The sequence below is a fragment of the Amycolatopsis sp. NPDC089917 genome, from assembly GCF_040684635.1.
Lineage (GTDB): Bacteria > Actinomycetota > Actinomycetes > Mycobacteriales > Pseudonocardiaceae > Amycolatopsis.
In genome coordinates, this window is sequence record NZ_JBFBGL010000030.1 from 88,238 (window position 1) to 104,373 (window position 16,136).

The window sequence follows — 16,136 nt, forward strand, 5'->3', positions numbered from 1 at the left end:
AGGTAGGCGGGCAAGCGTGCCGAAAGCACCTTTGCCCGAAGGGGCCCGGTAGCGTCTCACGCGACTAATGGGAGGTCCTGAGTTGTCCGAGGAAGTACCGCGTCCCGCCGAACGCGCCAAAAGGCTGCCGAGAGCGGTGCGGGAACGCCAGATCCTGGACGCAGCGGTCTCGGTGTTCTCGCGCTACGGCTATCACTCCGCGTCGATGGACGAGATCTCCGAGGTCGCCGGCGTCTCGAAGCCGATGATCTACACCTACCTCGGCTCCAAGGAAGACCTCTTCGGCGCGTGCATCCGCCGCGAAGCCACCCGCCTGCTGGAGGCGGTGCAGGACGGGATCAAACCCGATCTGCCGCCTGACATGCAGCTTTGGCACGGGCTCCGCGCGTTCTACCGGTTCGTCGCCGAGTACCGCGAGTCCTGGACGGTGCTGCACCGCCAGGCCATGACCGTCGGCGGCGCCTTCGCCGCGGAGATCACCGACATGCGCACCCGCGCGATCGAGCTGGTCGCCGCGCTGGTCGTCTCCGCCGGCACCCGCAAGGGCCTCGGCGAGCAGGCCGAGTTCTCCGGCGCCGGGCTGTCCGCCGCCCTGGTCGGGGCGGCCGAGTCGCTGGCTGACTGGGCGCTCGACCACCCCGATGTCTCCGACGGCGTGCTCGCCTCGTGGCTGATGAACCTGGTCTGGCTCGGGTTCAACGACCTCGTCGAGGGCGAGATCTGGAAGCCGTCAGAGAGCGACGACTGAGCCCTCCAAATGCGGCTTCGGCTTGCGCGCGTTCCACAGCTCGAAAGCCCAGCCGTCACCCTCGCTCCACGAGGTGAAAGCCGCCTTGGCGGGCAGCAGCACCGGCTGCTTGAACTTGACGTCGACGGTGAAGGCCTCCGGAAGCCTGCCCTCGAAAGCCGCGAGCGCGTGCGCCTTCGTCCACATGCCGTGCGCGATCGCGGCCGGGAACCCGAACGCCTTCGCGGTGACCGGGTGCAGGTGGATCGGGTTGCGGTCGCCGGAGACCTCGGCGTAGCGACGGCCGATGTCGCCGGGCACGTGCCAGATCGCGTTGGGCGACGGCTGCGAGAGCTGACCTCGCGAGGTCTTCTCGCCGCTGCCGCCACCGCGCCGCAGGTACGTGCTGATGTCCGTCCACACGGGACTGTCGTTGACGAGCAATTCGCTGACGACGTCGAACTGCTTGCCCTTTTCGTGCGGGCGCAGGTCCTCCGCGCGCACGCGCAGGGTGAACGACTCGTCGAGCCGCAGCTGACGGTGCTGGGTGATCCGGTTGGCGACGTGCACCATGCCCAGCAACGGGAACGGGAAGTCGGCCTCGGTCATCAGCGCCATCTGCAGCGGGAACGCGAGGATGTGCGGATACGTCGCCGGCAGCACGTCGTCCAGCCGGAACCCGCACACCTGGTTGTACGCGGCGAGGTGCGCCGGGTCGACGACGACGCCCTCGCGGACGAACTCGGTCGACGGCAGCGTGCTCCCGCCGCCCTTGCACAGCGAACCGAGCAACGCCTTGGGATACAACGAAGACAGGCTCGGCGACGCGTGGAGTTCCTTGACGGCCATGCTCACGCCCCCAGCAGTGCCTGGCCGCAGACGCGGACCACGTTGCCGTTGACCGCGGCCGAAGCGGGGTTCGCGTACCAGGCGATCGTCTCGGCGACGTCGACCGGGAGCCCGCCCTGGCCGAGGCTGGACAGCCGCCGTCCGGCCTCGCGGATGAACAGCGGCACCGCGGCGGTCATCTTGGTCTCGATGAACCCGGGCGCGACGGCGTTGATCGTGCCGCCGTACTCGGCCAGCGTCGGCGCGCCGACGTTCACCATGCCGATGACGCCCGCCTTGCTGGTGGCGTAGTTGGTCTGGCCGACGTTGCCCGCGATCCCGGCGATCGAGGAGACGCCGATGATCCGGCCGTTGTCGTGCAGCACCTTGTCCGACAGCAGCTTCTCGTTCACCGCGAGCTGCGACGCGAGGTTGACCGAGATGACCGAGTCCCAGCCGCCTTCGGTCATGTTGCCCAGCGTCTTGTCCCGTGTGATGCCCGCGTTGTGCACGACGACGTCGACGCCGCCGTGGCGCGTGGTCAGGTACTCGGCGAGCTTCTCCGGCGCGTCGGCGGCGGTGATGTCCAGCTGCAGCGCCGAACCGCCGACCTTGTTGGCCACCTTCGACAGGTCCGCGCCCTGGGCGGGGATGTCGAGGGCGACGACGTGGGCGCCGTCGCGGCCCAGCACCTCGGCGATGGCGGCGCCGATACCGCGGGAGGCGCCGGTGACCAGGGCGACCTTGCCGTCCAGAGGCTTTGCCCAGTCGGCGGGCGCGGAGGCGGTCTTGGTCTCGGTGCCGACGCGGATGACCTGGGCGTCGACGAAGGCGGACTTCGACGACAGCAGGAAGCGGAGTGTGGACTCGGTGGCCTCTTCGGCGCCTTCGGCGACGTACACGAGCTGAGCGGTCGCGCCGCGCTTCAGTTCCTTACCGACGGAACGGACGAAGCCTTCGAGCGCGCGCTGAGCGATCCGCTCGTGCCCTTCGGCCAGCTCCGGCGGCGTTCCGAGGATGACGACGCGGCCCGACGGCCCGACGCTCCGGATCACCGGGTGGAAGAAGTCGTAGACCTCGCGAAGCTGCTTCGGGTCCTTCACGCCTGTCGCGTCGAAGACGAGCGCGGCGTGCCTGTCGGTCGACGCCGAGATGACCTCGATGCCCGCGCGGTGCAGCTGAGCCTCGATCACCTTTTCGAGGCGACCGCCCGGCGCGGCGCCGAGAAGTGCGGGACCCTCCAGAGCGGGCTGGCCGGGCTTGTACCGGCGGAGCGTCGCGGGGTTCGGCAGGCCGAGCTTCGGCACCACGAATTTCCCCACCGGGGATTTCGTGAACTGCTGGTACCTGTCAGCCATTACGTGCCTCCCGTGCAGTTTGCGTCACGTCGCATTCTAACCTACTCGCTAGTAGGTTACAGTGTGAGAGAGCCTACGGAGGAGTGGAAAAAATGGCCACGAAAAGGACGGCACCCGTGCGCAAGGTCGCGATCATCGGCGGCAACCGGATCCCCTTCGCCCGTTCGAACGGTCCGTACTCGAAGGCGTCGAACCAGGACATGTTCACCGCCGCCCTCGACGGCCTGGTCAGCCGCTTCTCCCTGCAGGACGAGGTGATCGGCGAGGTCGCCGCCGGCGCCGTGCTCAAGCACGCCCGCGACTTCAACCTCGCCCGCGAAAGCGTCCTCGGCAGCAGACTGAACCCCGCCACCCCCGCCTCCGACGTGCAGATGGCCTGCGGCACCGGCCTCCAGGCGATCGTCAACGTCGCCAACAAGATCGCCCTCGGCCAGATCGACTCGGCCATCGCGGGTGGCGTCGACACCACGTCCGACGCGCCGCTGGCGGTCAACGACGACCTGCGCCAGATCCTCGTGCAGCTCAACGCCGCGAAGACGCTCCCCGAACGGCTGAAGCTCGCCGCGAAGCTGCGTCCCGGCCACATCGTCCCCGAGATCCCGCGCAACTCCGAGCCGCGCACCGGCCTGTCCATGGGCGAGCACGCCGCGCTGACCGCGAAGGTCTGGGAGATCACGCGCGAGGCGCAGGACGAACTCGCCGCCACCAGCCACCAGCGTCTCGGCGCCGCGTACGACAAGGGCTTCTTCGACGACCTGGTCACGCCGTACCTCAAGCTGGCGCGCGACCAGAACCTGCGCCCGGACTCCAGCGTCGAGAAGCTCGCGAAGCTGAAGCCCGCCTTCGGTGGCCCCGAGGGCACGATGACCGCGGGCAACTCGACGCCGCTGTCCGACGGCGCGTCGACGGTCCTCCTCGCGACCGAGCAGTGGGCGAAGGCGCGGAAGCTGCCCGTGCTGGCGTACCTGACGTTCTCGCAGACCGCGGCCGTCGACTACGTCCACGGTGACGAGGGCCTGCTGATGGCGCCCGCGTACGCCGTCCCGCAGATGCTCACGCGCGCCGGGCTCACCCTGCAGGACTTCGACTTCTACGAGATCCACGAGGCCTTCGCTTCGCAGGTGCTCGCCACCCTCAAGGCGTGGGAGGACCCGGCGTTCGCCAAGGAGAAGCTGGGTCTCGACGAGCCGCTCGGCTCCATCGATCGGGCGAAACTGAACGTCAACGGTTCGTCGCTGGCGGCCGGGCACCCGTTCGCCGCGACCGGCGGCCGTATCGTCGCCACCCTCGCGAAGCTGGTGAACGAGAAGGGATCCGGCCGCGGACTCATCTCGATCTGCGCGGCGGGCGGCCAGGGCGTCACCGCGATCCTCGAGAAGTAGACCGTTCGCCCGGAGCGGATCCGGGGAAAACCCCGGTGCCTTTGTCGGTGCCGGGGTCTATTTTGTCCGCATGTTCGCAGTTCAGGCGAAAGCCCTGGTCAAGACCTACGGCTCCACCCGGGCCCTCGACGGGGTCGATCTGTCGATCCCGACGGGCAAGGTGCTGGGCCTGCTGGGGCCGAACGGCGCCGGCAAGACGACGACCGTCCGCATCCTGACCACGCTGCTCCGCCCGGATTCGGGCGAGGCGGAGGTGGCCGGGCACGACGTGCTGGCCCAGCCCGACGCCGTCCGGCGGTCGATCGGGCTGTCCGGGCAGTACGCGGCCGTGGACGAGAACCTCACCGGGTTCGAGAACCTGTACATGGTCGGCAGGCTGTACGGCAGCAAGAAGGCCGCGGCGAAGTCCCGGGCGCGTGAGCTGCTCGCGCGGTTTCGCCTGGAGGACGCGGCGGATCGGCCCGCCAAGACGTATTCCGGCGGGATGCGGCGACGGCTCGACCTCGCGGGGGCGCTGGTCGCCGAGCCGACCGTGGTGATCCTCGACGAACCGACCACCGGGCTCGACCCACGCGGCCGGATCGACACCTGGGAGGTCATCAAGGAGCTCGTCGCCGACGGCACCACGGTCCTGTTGACCACGCAATACCTGGAAGAGGCCGATCAGCTCGCCGACTCGATCGTCGTGATCGACAAGGGGAAGGTCATCGCGCGCGGCACGGCCGACGAGCTCAAGCAGGAGATCGGCGGCGAACGGCTGGAACTGGTCGTGGCCTCCGCCGACGACCTCGCGACGACCACCCAGGTGCTCGCCGAGGTCGGCTCGGGGACACCGTCGGTCGACGAGCACACCCGCAAGGTCGACGTCCTGGTCGAGGGCGGGCCGAAGGCGCTGATCGAGGCGCTGCGGCGGCTGGACGCGCAGGGCGTCGCCGTCCAGGACGTCGCGCTGCACCGGCCGACGCTCGACGACGTCTTCCTTTCGCTGACAGGGCACGCCACGGACGAGGGGGACAAGAAGTGAGCGCGGTCGCGAAGGCCTTTTCCGACGGTGGCGTGATCACCTGGCGGAACCTGAAGAACGTCCAGCGCAACCCGGACTGGCTGATGGCGGCGACGCTGCAGCCGATCATGTTCGTGCTGTTGTTCGCGTACGTCTTCGGCGACGCGATCGGCGGGGAAGCGGGCGGCCTGGCGTATCGCGAGTTCCTGATCGCCGGCATCTTCGCGCAGACGGTCGCGTTCAACTCGGCGTTCACCGTGATCGGGTTCGCGAACGACCTGCAGAAGGGCATCATCGACAGGTTCCGGTCGCTGCCGATCTCCCGTCTCGCGGTGATCTTCGGGCGGACGACGTCCGACCTGGTGATCAGCGTCGTGGCGCTGGTCGTCATGTCGCTGTGCGGGCTGCTCGTCGGCTGGCGGATCCGCGGCAGTTTCCTCGACGCGGTGCTCGGTTACCTGGTGATGCTGATGTTCGCCTGGGCGCTGTCCTGGGTCGGCGCCTGGATCGGGCTCGTCGCGCGCAGTGTCGAGGTGGCGCAGAGCGCCGGGTTGATGTGGATGTTCCCGCTGAGCTTCATCTCGACGGCGTTCGTCCCGGCGGACAAGCTGCCGGGCGTGCTGAAGGCGATCGCCGACTGGAACCCGTTCACCGCGGTGATCAACTCGGCGCGTGACCTGTTCGGGAACCGCTTCGGAGTGGCGCCGACGGGCTGGCCGGCCGAGCACGCTTCGCTGTACGCGATCCTGTGCTGCATCGCCATCATCGCGATCTTCGCGCCGCTCGCGACGGCCCAGTACAAGAAGGTCGCGAGCCGCTAGAAAAACTTTTGAACGAAATGTCGAAGCGCCGTCGAGCCGCTCGACGCGTCGGTGAAGGCGAGGTAGAAACAGCCTCGCCAAGACACTGAGGAGCAGCGATGCGGTTTCTGATGATGCACCGGCTGGACGAGAGCGCCCCGGAAGCCTGGAACCCCAGCAAGGAGTTCATCGAGACGATGGGCGCCTTCATCGAGGACTCGTTCAAGAAGGGCATCCTCATCACGGCGGAGGGCGTGCACCCGTCGGAGCGGGGCGCGAAGGTCCGCAAGGGACGCGGCGGCAAGATCACCGCGACCGACGGCCCCTTCACCGAGACCAAGGAGGTCATCGGCGGGTTCGCGCTGATCAACGCCAAGGACCTGGCGGAGGCCGTCGCCTTCGCGGAGACCTACGCGGCGCTGTTCGACGAGATCGAGGTCGAGGTCCGCACGGTCGTCGAGGCGGAGGACATCGCCGCTTTCACCGAGTGACGCCGCGGTCCCGCGAATGTCATGAACGACCCTTTCCTGACGTTTTTCGTCAGGAAAGGGTCGTTCATGACATTTCCGCTGGGAGCCGAGCTACTTCGTGATGGCCTTCTCAGCCTTCTTCGCCAGCTTCTCGGCGCGCTTCTCCGTCTTCGACGCGGCCCGCTTGGCGCGCCAGCCGAGCGAAGGCTTGCCGGCGGTGTCGGCGGCTGCCAGCAGCAGGCCACCGGCGAGACCGGCGTTCTTGACGAATTGGATCTGCTGCTGCTGACGTTCGGCCGGTTCCTTGATCTCCCAGAACCGGTGCGCGGCCAGCGTCGTCGGGACGAGGCTGCCGAGCAGCAGCAGCGAGGCCAGGCGCGGCGCCTTGCCCGCGGCGAGCGCGACCCCGGCGCCGACCTTCACCGCGGCGTCGATCCGGACGAGGGTGGCGGGGTCTCGCGGCACCGATTCCGGCACCACGCCCTCCAGCTTGTCGAAGGACTCGGTGAGGAACGGCTCCACGGCCTTGGCGTGCCCCTGGGTATCCCTCAGCGCGCCGATCCCGCCGGTGATGAAGATCGCGGCGAGGAGCGGACGTGCGACGCGACGGAGAATCACGGTCGTAACCTTTCTGGATCCGGGCCCGGGAAACAAACCTAACCCCAGTCTTCCCGCCCGCCACGCCGCCGAACCGCGCTAACGAAGTATCCCGAAATATTTCTCTGGCACTAGACAGCGCTAGATTCCGCTAGCGGGCCGGATACGCCCTCGGCAGTTTGAAGCCGCGGTCGGCCGCGACCTGCCGCAACCGGTCCGGATAGTCGGTGATGATCCCGTCGACGCCGTCGTCGACGAGCTTGTTCATGGTCGCCGGGTCGTCGATCGTCCACGGCACGACCTTGATCCCGGCGCGGTGCGCCTCGGTGACCAGCGCCTTCGTCGTGAACGGCCGGTAATCGGGGTCGCCGACCTTCCCGCCCTGCGGGTTGCCGTGCACCGGCGAAAGGGCGCTCGCGCCGAACGACTTCACCGCGCGGACGGGGCTGCCGCCGAAGTCGTCGATGTCGAGCCCGCCGAGCCACGGCGACTTGCCCGGCTGCCCGGCCTGCAGGAACTCCGGCTGGGTCAGCGCGACCGTCGGGATCCACGGTGCGACCTTCCGCAGGAGCATCAGCGAGCCCCAGTCGAAGCTCTGGACGGTGACGTTGTGCGCGAAACCGCCGCGCTGGATCTCGCGCACCGCCCGCTGGACGAACTGCTCACGCGGCGCGGTCTCCTGCGGAGCGGCGGCCTCGACCTTGGTCTCGATGTTGAACCTGATGCCCCAGGCGCGGTGGTCGCGCGCGAGCTGGAACAGCTCGGCGAGCGTCGGCATCTTGGCGCCGGGGGAGAGTGTCTGGCCGGGGTGGGCGGGTTGCCGGATCGAACCGCAGTCCAGCGTGCGGACCTGCGCGAACGTCAGGTCCTTCACGTATTTGCCGACATACGGGTACGCCGGGTCGCCGGGCGTCGCGGGCGCGGTGTCGCGGCACTTCGCGGGTGTCGTCTTGCGGTCGTGGGTGATCACCTCGCGACCGTCCTTGGTGATCTGGAGGTCGAGTTCGAGCGTGGTCACCCCCAGCTCCATCGCCTTGCCGAACGACGCGAGCGTGCTCTCGACCGTGAGGCCGAGCCCGCCGCGGTGGGCCTGGATGTCGAAGGAGCGACGCGGATGCGCGTCGGCGACCCCGGCCGTGCCGAGGGTCAGCGCAGCGGCCATGACCAGCGCGAATGTCTTCATCCGGGCACCATCCCACGGACGGGTGAACTTCGATTGACTTTGACGCAACGTCAACCTCTACCTTCGTGGACATGCCGAACGAGAAGGAGTGGTCGATCCAGGACATCGCCCGCTCGGCCGGGACCACGAGCCGCACGCTGCGCCACTACGGCGACATCGGGCTGCTCGAACCGAGCCGGGTGGGGAACAACGGATACCGCTACTACGACCAGGACGCGCTGGTGCGGCTGCAACGGATCCTGCTGCTTCGCGAACTCGGGCTGAGCCTGCCCGCGATCGGCGAAGTCCTCGAAGGGGAGCAGGACACGACGGCGGCGCTGCGCACGCACCTGAAGTGGCTGGAGCAGGAGCGACAGCGGCTCGGACGGCAGATCGAATCGGTCAGGACGACCTTGGAGAAGACGGAGAGAGGTGAACGACTGATGGCAACGGAAGTGTTCGACGGCTTCGACCACACGAAGTACGAGAAGGAGGTCACCGAACGCTGGGGCGCCGACGCCTACAAGCAGGGCGACCGGTGGTGGAAGTCGCTGAGCGCCGAGGACAAGAAGGCGCACCAGCAGGAGCAGCAGGACATCGCGGCCGCGTTCGGCGAGGCCCGCGCTCAGGGCCTGCCCGCCGACGGCGATGAGGCTCAAGCGATCACGCGACGGCTGTACGAGTGGCTCCGGCCGGCCGTGCGGGCTGTCTCGAAGGGTTACTTCGCCGGTCTCGGACAGCTGTACGTCGACGACCCGCGCTACGGGCAGTACGACGAGAAGCACGGCGCCGGCACCGCGGAGTACATCCGTGACGCGATGGCGGTCTACGCCGAGCGCAACCTGAGCGAGTAAACGGAAGACGGGGCTGCAGACCCGTCTTTCCGTCAGCGCGACACGCCTATCGTTCTATGGCGGAATATCGGGTCCACGCTAGAAACGCCGATAGCGTGTGAGAGTGGATCCCATCCGCAACCCCTTCGCCCCGGGCGCCGGTCAACGGCCGCCCGAGCTGGCAGGTCGCGTACGCGAACTCCAGGCCTTCGAGGTCGTGCTCGAACGGGTCGCGCGCGGAAGACCGGAACGCAGCCTGATGCTGACCGGCCTGCGCGGCGTGGGGAAGACCGTGCTGCTGGGTGAACTGCGCTCGAAGGCGATCAAGCACGGCTGGGGCGCGGGCAAGATCGAAGCCCGCCCGGACACCGAACTCAGGCGGCCGCTCTCGGCCGCGTTGCATCGCGCGATCCGCGACCTCGCCGTGCGCCATCGTGCGCCGGATCGCGTCGAGCAGGTGCTCGGCGTGCTCAAGGCGTTCGCGCTGCGCGCCAACAAACCGGACGCCAAGCTCCGTGACCGCTGGCAGCCCGGCATCGACGTGCCCGCCGCGCAGGGCCGCGCCGATTCGGGCGACATCGAGATCGACCTGGTCGAACTGTTCACCGAGGTCGCGGAACTGGCCGCCGACGTCGGCACCGGGGTCGCGCTGCTGATCGACGAGATCCAGGATCTGCTGCCCGAGGACGTTTCCGCGCTCTGCGCCGCCTGCCACGAACTCTCGCAGTCCGGGGCGCCACTGGTCGTGGTCGGCGCGGGACTGCCGCACGTGCCCGCGGTCCTTTCGGCGTCGAAGTCGTACTCGGAGCGCCTCTTCCGCTACGCGCGCATCGACAGGCTCGAACGCGAAGACGCCGATCTCGCGGTGATGGCGCCCATCGAACGCGAGGACGCCGGTATCGAACCGGAGGCATTGGACGCCCTGTTCGACGCGTCCGGCGGCTATCCGTACTTCATCCAGGCGTACGGCAAGGCCGCCTGGGACGCCGCGCCCGCGGATCCGATCACCGTGAAGGACGTCCAGGTCGCCGCCCCGGAGGCCGAATCGGAGCTCGCGGTCGGCTTCTTCGGCTCCCGTTACGAGCGCGCGACGCCCGCCGAACGCGAGTACCTGATCGCGATGGCCGAGCTGACCCAGGGCCGGGACGAGTCCGCCGGCACCGCCGATGTGGCCGTCTACCTGGGGCGGAAGCCTTCGTCGCTCTCGCCGGCGCGGGACAGCCTGATGAAGAAGGGCCTGGTCTACTCCGCCGAGCGCGGGCACATCGCCTTCACCGTGCCGCATTTCGGCCACTACTTGCTCGGCCGGGACTAAGCCTCTCTCAAGATTTATAGCGTCAAACCTAGAAAGCCATAGAGAGTGCTACGCGGCCTTTTCGCGCGCCGATGAAACGTCGGCGCGCGAGTCTGGAGTGCTCCAAACCTTCGGCCGACAGCCCTGAGCTGCTCCATACGGGTGTACGAAGCCCTCCAGGGACGCCACCAAAGACGCTCAGCGTTATCAAGAAGTGACCGGCAACACCAAATCTCTCCGGATTTGAGCTCTTGTCACCGATGATTCATCGGCAGGTGTGCCACATCACCGGATAATCGTTGGCTTCCTTGTGAAAAAGGGTGCATACTAGAAGCACAGCCACCGAGACACAAGACCCTCAAGGGGATGACTTAAACCGATGAACAACATCGCCGCCAAGCTCCGTGCCCGTCGCGCCGAGGCTCGCACTCGCCGGGCCCTGAACCGGGCGATCGACACCGCGGCCACCGCGACCGTTCGTCAGGAGCTCATCGCTATCTCCCAGGCGCATCACACGCACATGCGCTGACCCGACAACAACCGTTGTAGGTGTCGCCCATTCGAGTGACCTACGACACATAGTGCGTGAAGTGTAACGCCGTGGAACGCGGCGTCGATACCCACTACGACCCCGTGATGCTGGCGGACCCCCGACCTGGCAGCATCACGGGGTTTCCATATGTCCGGACCCCTTCGGAAATTTCTTGCCTTCACCGCTTCGCGGGGTAATGTTTGACTCAGTCAACGAATCTGTTGAGGTGGTCAAATGAATCGCACCGCGGATCGGGTCGCGACCGTCCGGGCCTTCAACCGCCTGTACACCGGCGTGATCGGCATCCTCGACGAAGGACCGGCCGACGCCGAGTACTCCCTGAGCGAGGCCCGGGTCCTCTTCGAACTCGCGCAGCAGGATCCGACCCAGGTCACCGACCTGCGCAAACGTCTCGACCTCGACGCCGGGTACGCGAGCAGGCTGCTCGCGAGGCTCGAAGACCGCGGTCTTCTCACGCGGGAACGCAGCGACGAGGACGCTCGCCGTCAGGTCGTCAGGCTGACCGAGAACGGTCACCAGGCCTTCGCCGTCCTCGACGCGCGGTCGGTGGGCCGGATCGGCTCGTTGCTCGGCCGGTTCGGCGACGACGAGCAGAAGCGGCTGCTCGGCGCGATGGACACGATCACGTCGCTGGTCGGCGAGCGCGCTTCGGATCCCACGCTGGTCCTGCGTCCGCCCCGGCCGGGCGACTTCGGGTGGGTGGTCCACCGGCACGGCGCCCTGTACTCCCGCGAGTACGGCTGGGACGAGCGCTTCGAAGCCCTCGTCGCCCGGGTCGTCGCGGAATACGTCGACAAGCGCGACGAGCCCCGGCAGGCGGGCTGGATCGCCGAACTCGACGGGGAGCGCGTCGGCAGCGTCTTCTGCATGCCCGCCGAGGACGGTGTCACCGCGAAGTTGCGGATGCTGCTCCTCGAACCGGCCGCGCGGGGACGCGGCGTCGGGAAACGCCTGGTCACCGAGTGTGTCGAGTTCGCGAAGGCGTCGGGTTACCCGGCGATGGAGCTCTGGACGGTCTCGATGCTGGACGCGGCGAGGTCGATCTACCAGAAGGCCGGCTTCCGGCTGGTGAGCGAAGAGACGATCCCGGGCTTCGGTCACGAGCTGACCGGGGAGACCTGGCGACTGGAATTCTGACCGTCCTTCACCGCCGGGACGGACTTCGTCCGGCAGCTAGGGGCCGCGTCCCGGCAGGACGCGGCCTCTTCCCGGAGCCGGCTAGTGGACGCCGATCTCGCGGAGATCCTTGTCGTGCTCGTCGGCGTGGTAGTCCTCGGGCGCGGTGTCGTCCGTGCCGTTGAAGACCTTCAGCTGCCGCGCGATCACCGTGAAGATCACGGCGATCAGCAGGTTCGCCACCAACGCCACGAACCCGACGTAGATCTGCAGCTGCGAACCGCTGAACGGATGCCAGCCGAAGATCGACAGCTGGTCCAGCGCCAACGCGGAGCCACCGAAATGCGCCTTCTTGGTGGCCAGGTTCGGGATGTTGTAAAGCATGATCAGGCCCCAGCCGATGCCGACCACCCAGCCGGCGATCAGGCCCCAGCGGTGGAACCACCGCGTGTAGAGCGAGATCGCGACCGCGGGCAGCGTCTGCAGGATCAGCACACCGCCGATGAGCTGCAGGTCGATCGAGAACTGCGGGTCGATGAACAGGATGAACGCCACCGCGCCGAACTTCACGATCAGCGAGGCGAGCTTGGCCTGCTTCGCCTCCTGGCCCGGCGTCGCGTTCTTCTTGATGTACTCCTTGTAGATGTTGCGCGTCCACAGGTTGGCCGCCGCGATCGACATGATCGCCGCGGGCACCAGGGCGCCGATGCCGATCGCGGCGAACGCGATCCCGGCGAACCACGACGAGAACTGCGAGTCGAACAGCACCGGGACGACGGTGTTCGTGTCGGGCTTGCCGGTGGCGTTGTTGGTGATCGGCGAGACCGACGCGCTGATCGCGACGTAGCCGAGCAGCGCCAGCAGACCCAGCACCAGCGAATACGCCGGGAGCGCGACCATGTTCCGCTTGATCACGCTGCGGCCGCGTGAGGCGAGCACGCTGGTGAGCGAGTGCGGGTACAGGAACAGCGCGAGCGCCGAACCGAGCGCCAACGTCGCGTACTGCAACTGGTTGTTCGCGTTGAGCAGGATTCCGTCCGCCTTCGACGGCGTCTTGTCGAACTTCGCCTGCGCCGAGTCGAAGATCGCCGACCACCCGCCGAGTTTCGAGGGCAGGTAGATGATCGCCACGAGGATCACGATGTAGATCAGGATGTCCTTGACGAACGCGATCAGCGCGGGCGCGCGCAGCCCGGACTGGTAGGTGTAGACCGCCAGGATGATGAAGGCGACCAGCAGCGGCAGGTGACCGACGATGCCGGAACCGTTGATGCCCATGGTCCGCAGCACCGCTTCGAGGCCGACCAGCTGCAGCGCGATGTACGGCATCGTCGCGATGATGCCGGTGATCGCGACCAGCAGCGCCAGCGTCGGCGAACCGAACCGGCCGCGGACGAAGTCGGCGGGCGTGACGTACCCGCGGACCCGCGAGACCGACCACATGCGCAGCGCCGGCATCAACACGATCGGGTAGACGATGATCGTGTACGGCAGCGCGAACATGCCCATCGCGCCGGCGCTGAACATCAGCGCCGGGACGGCGACGAACGTGTACGCCGTGTAGAGGTCACCGCCGAGCAGGAACCACGTGATCCACGAGCCGAACTTGCGGCCGCCGAGACCCCATTCGTCCAGGTGGTCGAGGGTGTTGCCGGCCTTCCAGCGTGACGCGACGAAGCCGAGCACGGTGACCACCGCGAAGAGGACCGTGAAGATGATCAGCTCGGGCCACTGGATGTTGGTCACTTGACGTCCCCTTCGTCGAGCTTGTCCACGGACAGCCGGTCGGGACGGTCACTGGTCGGCTTGTCCTTCGTCATCACGAAGACGATCCACGTGCACAGGACGCCGACCGCCACGAACACGAATTGGAACCAGTAGAAGAACGGCATCCCGAACAGCCGAGGGCCGTCCGAATTGAACAGCGACGTGATCAGCACCAGCAACGGGATGATCAGCAGGAGGTTCCAGGGGCTGAACTGAAAGCCCCTCACCTTCCCGTCTGCCTTACCTGACGCCATCGGCCCTCACCTAACATTCCCGTAACCCCGGATGGACCCGATGACCCTAGAACCTCCCGCCCACCTGGGTCACGTCTGCCGGATATCGATTTGATCAGCGACGCCCCATCCGACGAAGGGCGGTTGCCGTCCCGCTCCTCGCCGGATATCAATAGCCGCAGTCGCGAACAGGAACTTCGCACGCAAGATCAAAGGGGCATCGGATGAAGAAACTCCGCTATGCGGTGGTGATCCCGGCTGTCGCCGGCACCATGCTGGCCGGGTTCACTCCTGCGTTCGCAGGACCGGAGGCTGCCAAACAGCAGCCTCTGAACTCCACCAACATTCCGGCGCAGTACGCGAACCAGAAGCTTGACTGGCACAAGTGCACGGCGAACGAGCTGCCGTCCGCGCCGCCTCCCGGGGCCGAGAACATCGAATGCGCGACCTACCGCTCGCCGCGCAACTGGTACAAGACGAACGAGGGCATCGACCTGACGATCGCCGTCAGCCGCCTCGCCGCCACCAGCGGCACCGCGACGGCCAGCGTCATCACGAACCCGGGTGGGCCCGGCGCTCCGGGCCGTAACTTCCCGGCCCGTCTGCGTAACCAGACGAAGCTCCGCGCGAACCAGGAGATCATCGGTCTCGACCCGCGCGGCACCGGCAAGAGCACCAACATCACCTGCGGCAACGCGATCGGCACCGGCTCCGACCTGGACCCGCGTGACCGCAGCCGGGCGAACCTCAACCTGATCCTGGACGCCACCAAGTACGCGGCGGACTCGTGCCAGGTGAAGTCCGGCGAGCTGGGCCCGCTCATCAACACCGCCCAGACCGTCCGCGACATCGACCTGCTGCGCGCCCTCCTGGGCCGCGACAAGATCAACTGGGTCGGCTACTCGGCGGGCACCTGGCTGGGCGCGCACTACGCGCAGCAGTTCCCCACCCGCACCGGCCGCTTCCTGCTGGACTCGTCGACCGAGTTCACCACGACCTGGCAGAACTCGTTCGACGGGCAGCCGCTCGGCTTCGAGCGCCGCTGGCGTCAGGACTTCCTGCCGTGGATGGGCAAGTACGACAAGGTCTACGGCTTCGGCAAGAACGGTGAAGCCGCGCGCCAGAGCTACGAGAAGGTCCGCTTCGCGCTGACCCAGAACCCGGTCGAGGTGGACGGCGTCCCGGTGTCAGCCAACGCGCTCGACTCGACCATCGCCTCGTACCTGTACTCGAAGCGCAACTTCACCGCGCTGGCCGACTACCTGGTCAACCTGAAGACGCTGACCGAGGGCTCCGGCTCGCAGCAGCAGAAGGCCACGGCCGCGCAGAAGGTCAAGGCGGAGACCGTGGACGCCGACGGCGTCATCGGCCCGCAGCCGCTGTTCGTCCCGAGCGACGGCGACGCCTACAACGCCAGCTTCTGGTCCATCCCCTGCAACGAGGGCCCGTGGACCGGCAACCGGCAGAGCGTCATCCGTCAGTCGCAGAAGCTGATCGACCGCGATCTGCCGCTGCTCGGCGCCGGCTGGCTGATCCAGCCGTGCATCTTCTGGAAGAACAAGCCGGTCGACCTGCCGAAGCTCGACGGCCGCGGCGTCCCGCCGGTGCTGATCGTCCAGTCGGTGCACGACCCGGCGACCCCGATCGAGGGCGCGACCCGTGCGCACCGCGCGTTCGCCAACTCGCGGATGATCACCGTGACCGGCGAGGGTGACCACGGCATCTACGCCGGCGGCAACACGGGTGTGGACAAGGTCGTGGAGGACTACCTCGTCGACGGCAAGGTGCCGAACGACCAGAGCCTCCCCGGACTCCCACTTCCGGTGCCCGCGGGCGGCTGAAGCCCCTAGGGATTGTGGCCCCGTCGAGTTTCGGCTCGGCGGGGCCCTTCTTTTGAACGGTCCACAGACCTGTGCACAGAGTTGTCCACAGGCTGGGGGTAACTCGGTGGGGCTGGTGGGTGGTGGGGCGGAGGTCTAGGGTGTCAAGGAAAAAAAAAAAAAAAACCAAACC

At 67.5% G+C, this 16,136-nt stretch carries 16 protein-coding genes; 10 read left to right on the forward strand and 6 right to left on the reverse strand.

All coding sequences use genetic code 11. From position 1 onward, the window contains the following. The first annotated feature begins 82 nt into the window (after positions 1 to 82). Positions 83 to 748: a TetR/AcrR family transcriptional regulator gene (locus tag AB0N89_RS22555; RefSeq protein WP_005155885.1), complete on the forward strand. Its 666-nt coding sequence runs from the start codon at positions 83 to 85 to the stop codon at positions 746 to 748. Here the strand turns inward: AB0N89_RS22555 and AB0N89_RS22560 are convergent. Both AB0N89_RS22560 and AB0N89_RS22565 read right to left on the reverse strand, forming a co-directional pair. Further along, positions 731 to 1,576 carry a MaoC/PaaZ C-terminal domain-containing protein gene (locus AB0N89_RS22560; RefSeq protein ID WP_364207392.1) on the reverse strand — a complete coding sequence of 282 codons (846 nt, stop codon included), beginning with the start codon at positions 1,574 to 1,576 and terminating at the stop codon, positions 731 to 733. The genes AB0N89_RS22555 and AB0N89_RS22560 overlap by 18 nt on opposite strands. A 2-nt stretch (positions 1,577 to 1,578) precedes the next feature. After that, positions 1,579 to 2,913 carry a 3-oxoacyl-ACP reductase gene (locus AB0N89_RS22565; RefSeq protein ID WP_364207394.1) on the reverse strand — a complete coding sequence of 445 codons (1,335 nt, stop codon included), beginning with the start codon at positions 2,911 to 2,913 and terminating at the stop codon, positions 1,579 to 1,581. A gap of 92 nt (positions 2,914 to 3,005) precedes the next feature. Between AB0N89_RS22565 and AB0N89_RS22570 the strand changes: the two genes are divergently transcribed. The 4 genes from AB0N89_RS22570 to AB0N89_RS22585 all read left to right on the forward strand — a co-directional run bounded on the left by AB0N89_RS22570 (position 3,006) and on the right by AB0N89_RS22585 (position 6,589). After that, complete coding sequence (locus AB0N89_RS22570; protein ID WP_364207396.1) at positions 3,006 to 4,295, forward strand: acetyl-CoA C-acetyltransferase; 1,290 nt, start codon at positions 3,006 to 3,008, stop codon at positions 4,293 to 4,295. 70 nt (positions 4,296 to 4,365) lie between these two features. Continuing rightward, a complete protein-coding gene (locus AB0N89_RS22575; protein WP_364207398.1) occupies positions 4,366 to 5,319 on the forward strand; it encodes an ATP-binding cassette domain-containing protein in 954 nt (317 codons plus the stop codon). Beyond that, positions 5,316 to 6,119: an ABC transporter permease gene (locus AB0N89_RS22580; RefSeq protein ID WP_093935018.1), complete on the forward strand. Its 804-nt coding sequence runs from the start codon at positions 5,316 to 5,318 to the stop codon at positions 6,117 to 6,119. Before AB0N89_RS22575 ends, AB0N89_RS22580 begins: the two co-directional genes overlap by 4 nt. Before the next feature lie 98 nt (positions 6,120 to 6,217). After that, positions 6,218 to 6,589 carry a YciI family protein gene (locus AB0N89_RS22585; protein WP_364207401.1) on the forward strand — a complete coding sequence of 124 codons (372 nt, stop codon included), beginning with the start codon at positions 6,218 to 6,220 and terminating at the stop codon, positions 6,587 to 6,589. A 90-nt stretch (positions 6,590 to 6,679) separates the two neighbouring features. Here the strand turns inward: AB0N89_RS22585 and AB0N89_RS22590 are convergent, their stop codons facing one another. Together AB0N89_RS22590 and AB0N89_RS22595 are read right to left on the reverse strand one after the other, a co-directional pair. Further along, complete coding sequence (locus tag AB0N89_RS22590; RefSeq protein ID WP_364207402.1) at positions 6,680 to 7,186, reverse strand: DoxX family membrane protein; 507 nt, start codon at positions 7,184 to 7,186, stop codon at positions 6,680 to 6,682. Positions 7,187 to 7,316: 130 nt separating this feature from the next. Next, complete coding sequence (locus tag AB0N89_RS22595) at positions 7,317 to 8,348, reverse strand: glycerophosphodiester phosphodiesterase family protein (RefSeq protein WP_364207403.1); 1,032 nt, start codon at positions 8,346 to 8,348, stop codon at positions 7,317 to 7,319. A gap of 71 nt (positions 8,349 to 8,419) precedes the next feature. Here AB0N89_RS22595 and AB0N89_RS22600 point away from each other — a divergent pair, with 71 nt between their 5' ends. The 4 genes from AB0N89_RS22600 to AB0N89_RS22615 all read left to right on the forward strand — a co-directional run bounded on the left by AB0N89_RS22600 (position 8,420) and on the right by AB0N89_RS22615 (position 12,144). Beyond that, positions 8,420 to 9,181, forward strand: coding sequence for a MerR family transcriptional regulator (locus AB0N89_RS22600; protein WP_364207405.1), 762 nt, complete (start codon positions 8,420 to 8,422; stop codon positions 9,179 to 9,181). A 103-nt stretch (positions 9,182 to 9,284) separates the two neighbouring features. After that, positions 9,285 to 10,475 (forward strand): ATP-binding protein, encoded by a 1,191-nt coding sequence (locus tag AB0N89_RS22605; RefSeq protein ID WP_364207407.1) that lies wholly within the window; start codon positions 9,285 to 9,287, stop codon positions 10,473 to 10,475. Positions 10,476 to 10,833: 358 nt separating this feature from the next. Beyond that, the gene (locus AB0N89_RS22610; protein WP_005155873.1) at positions 10,834 to 10,983 is read left to right on the forward strand and encodes a hypothetical protein; all 150 of its coding nucleotides are present in this window, start codon (positions 10,834 to 10,836) and stop codon (positions 10,981 to 10,983) included. A gap of 237 nt (positions 10,984 to 11,220) precedes the next feature. Continuing rightward, the gene (locus AB0N89_RS22615; protein ID WP_364207409.1) at positions 11,221 to 12,144 is read left to right on the forward strand and encodes a helix-turn-helix domain-containing GNAT family N-acetyltransferase; all 924 of its coding nucleotides are present in this window, start codon (positions 11,221 to 11,223) and stop codon (positions 12,142 to 12,144) included. Positions 12,145 to 12,225: 81 nt separating this feature from the next. Here the strand turns inward: AB0N89_RS22615 and mctP are convergent, their stop codons facing one another. Next, positions 12,226 to 13,869, reverse strand: a complete 1,644-nt coding sequence (mctP, locus tag AB0N89_RS22620; RefSeq protein ID WP_364207410.1) for a monocarboxylate uptake permease MctP — start codon at positions 13,867 to 13,869, stop codon at positions 12,226 to 12,228. After that, a complete protein-coding gene (locus tag AB0N89_RS22625; RefSeq protein WP_364207412.1) occupies positions 13,866 to 14,144 on the reverse strand; it encodes a DUF3311 domain-containing protein in 279 nt (92 codons plus the stop codon). The genes mctP and AB0N89_RS22625 overlap by 4 nt, the downstream gene beginning before the upstream one ends. Positions 14,145 to 14,347: 203 nt before the next feature. Here AB0N89_RS22625 and AB0N89_RS22630 point away from each other — a divergent pair, with 203 nt between their 5' ends. Further along, positions 14,348 to 15,964 (forward strand): alpha/beta hydrolase, encoded by a 1,617-nt coding sequence (locus tag AB0N89_RS22630; RefSeq protein ID WP_364207414.1) that lies wholly within the window; start codon positions 14,348 to 14,350, stop codon positions 15,962 to 15,964. The last annotated feature ends 172 nt before the right edge of the window (positions 15,965 to 16,136 follow it).

What these genes read in the sequence shown, in the direction of transcription:
- AB0N89_RS22560 (WP_364207392.1), bottom strand. Translation starts at nt 1,576, where the DNA reads ATGGCCGTCAAGGAACTCCACGCGTCGCCGAGCCTGTCTTCGTTGTAT.
- AB0N89_RS22565 (WP_364207394.1), bottom strand. Translation starts at nt 2,913, where the DNA reads ATGGCTGACAGGTACCAGCAGTTCACGAAATCCCCGGTGGGGAAATTC.
- AB0N89_RS22570 (WP_364207396.1), top strand. Translation starts at nt 3,006, where the DNA reads ATGGCCACGAAAAGGACGGCACCCGTGCGCAAGGTCGCGATCATCGGC.
- AB0N89_RS22575 (WP_364207398.1), top strand. Translation starts at nt 4,366, where the DNA reads ATGTTCGCAGTTCAGGCGAAAGCCCTGGTCAAGACCTACGGCTCCACC.
- AB0N89_RS22585 (WP_364207401.1), top strand. Translation starts at nt 6,218, where the DNA reads ATGCGGTTTCTGATGATGCACCGGCTGGACGAGAGCGCCCCGGAAGCC.
- AB0N89_RS22595 (WP_364207403.1), bottom strand. Translation starts at nt 8,348, where the DNA reads ATGAAGACATTCGCGCTGGTCATGGCCGCTGCGCTGACCCTCGGCACG.
- AB0N89_RS22600 (WP_364207405.1), top strand. Translation starts at nt 8,420, where the DNA reads ATGCCGAACGAGAAGGAGTGGTCGATCCAGGACATCGCCCGCTCGGCC.
- AB0N89_RS22610 (WP_005155873.1), top strand. Translation starts at nt 10,834, where the DNA reads ATGAACAACATCGCCGCCAAGCTCCGTGCCCGTCGCGCCGAGGCTCGC.
- AB0N89_RS22615 (WP_364207409.1), top strand. Translation starts at nt 11,221, where the DNA reads ATGAATCGCACCGCGGATCGGGTCGCGACCGTCCGGGCCTTCAACCGC.
- AB0N89_RS22625 (WP_364207412.1), bottom strand. Translation starts at nt 14,144, where the DNA reads ATGGCGTCAGGTAAGGCAGACGGGAAGGTGAGGGGCTTTCAGTTCAGC.
- AB0N89_RS22630 (WP_364207414.1), top strand. Translation starts at nt 14,348, where the DNA reads ATGAAGAAACTCCGCTATGCGGTGGTGATCCCGGCTGTCGCCGGCACC.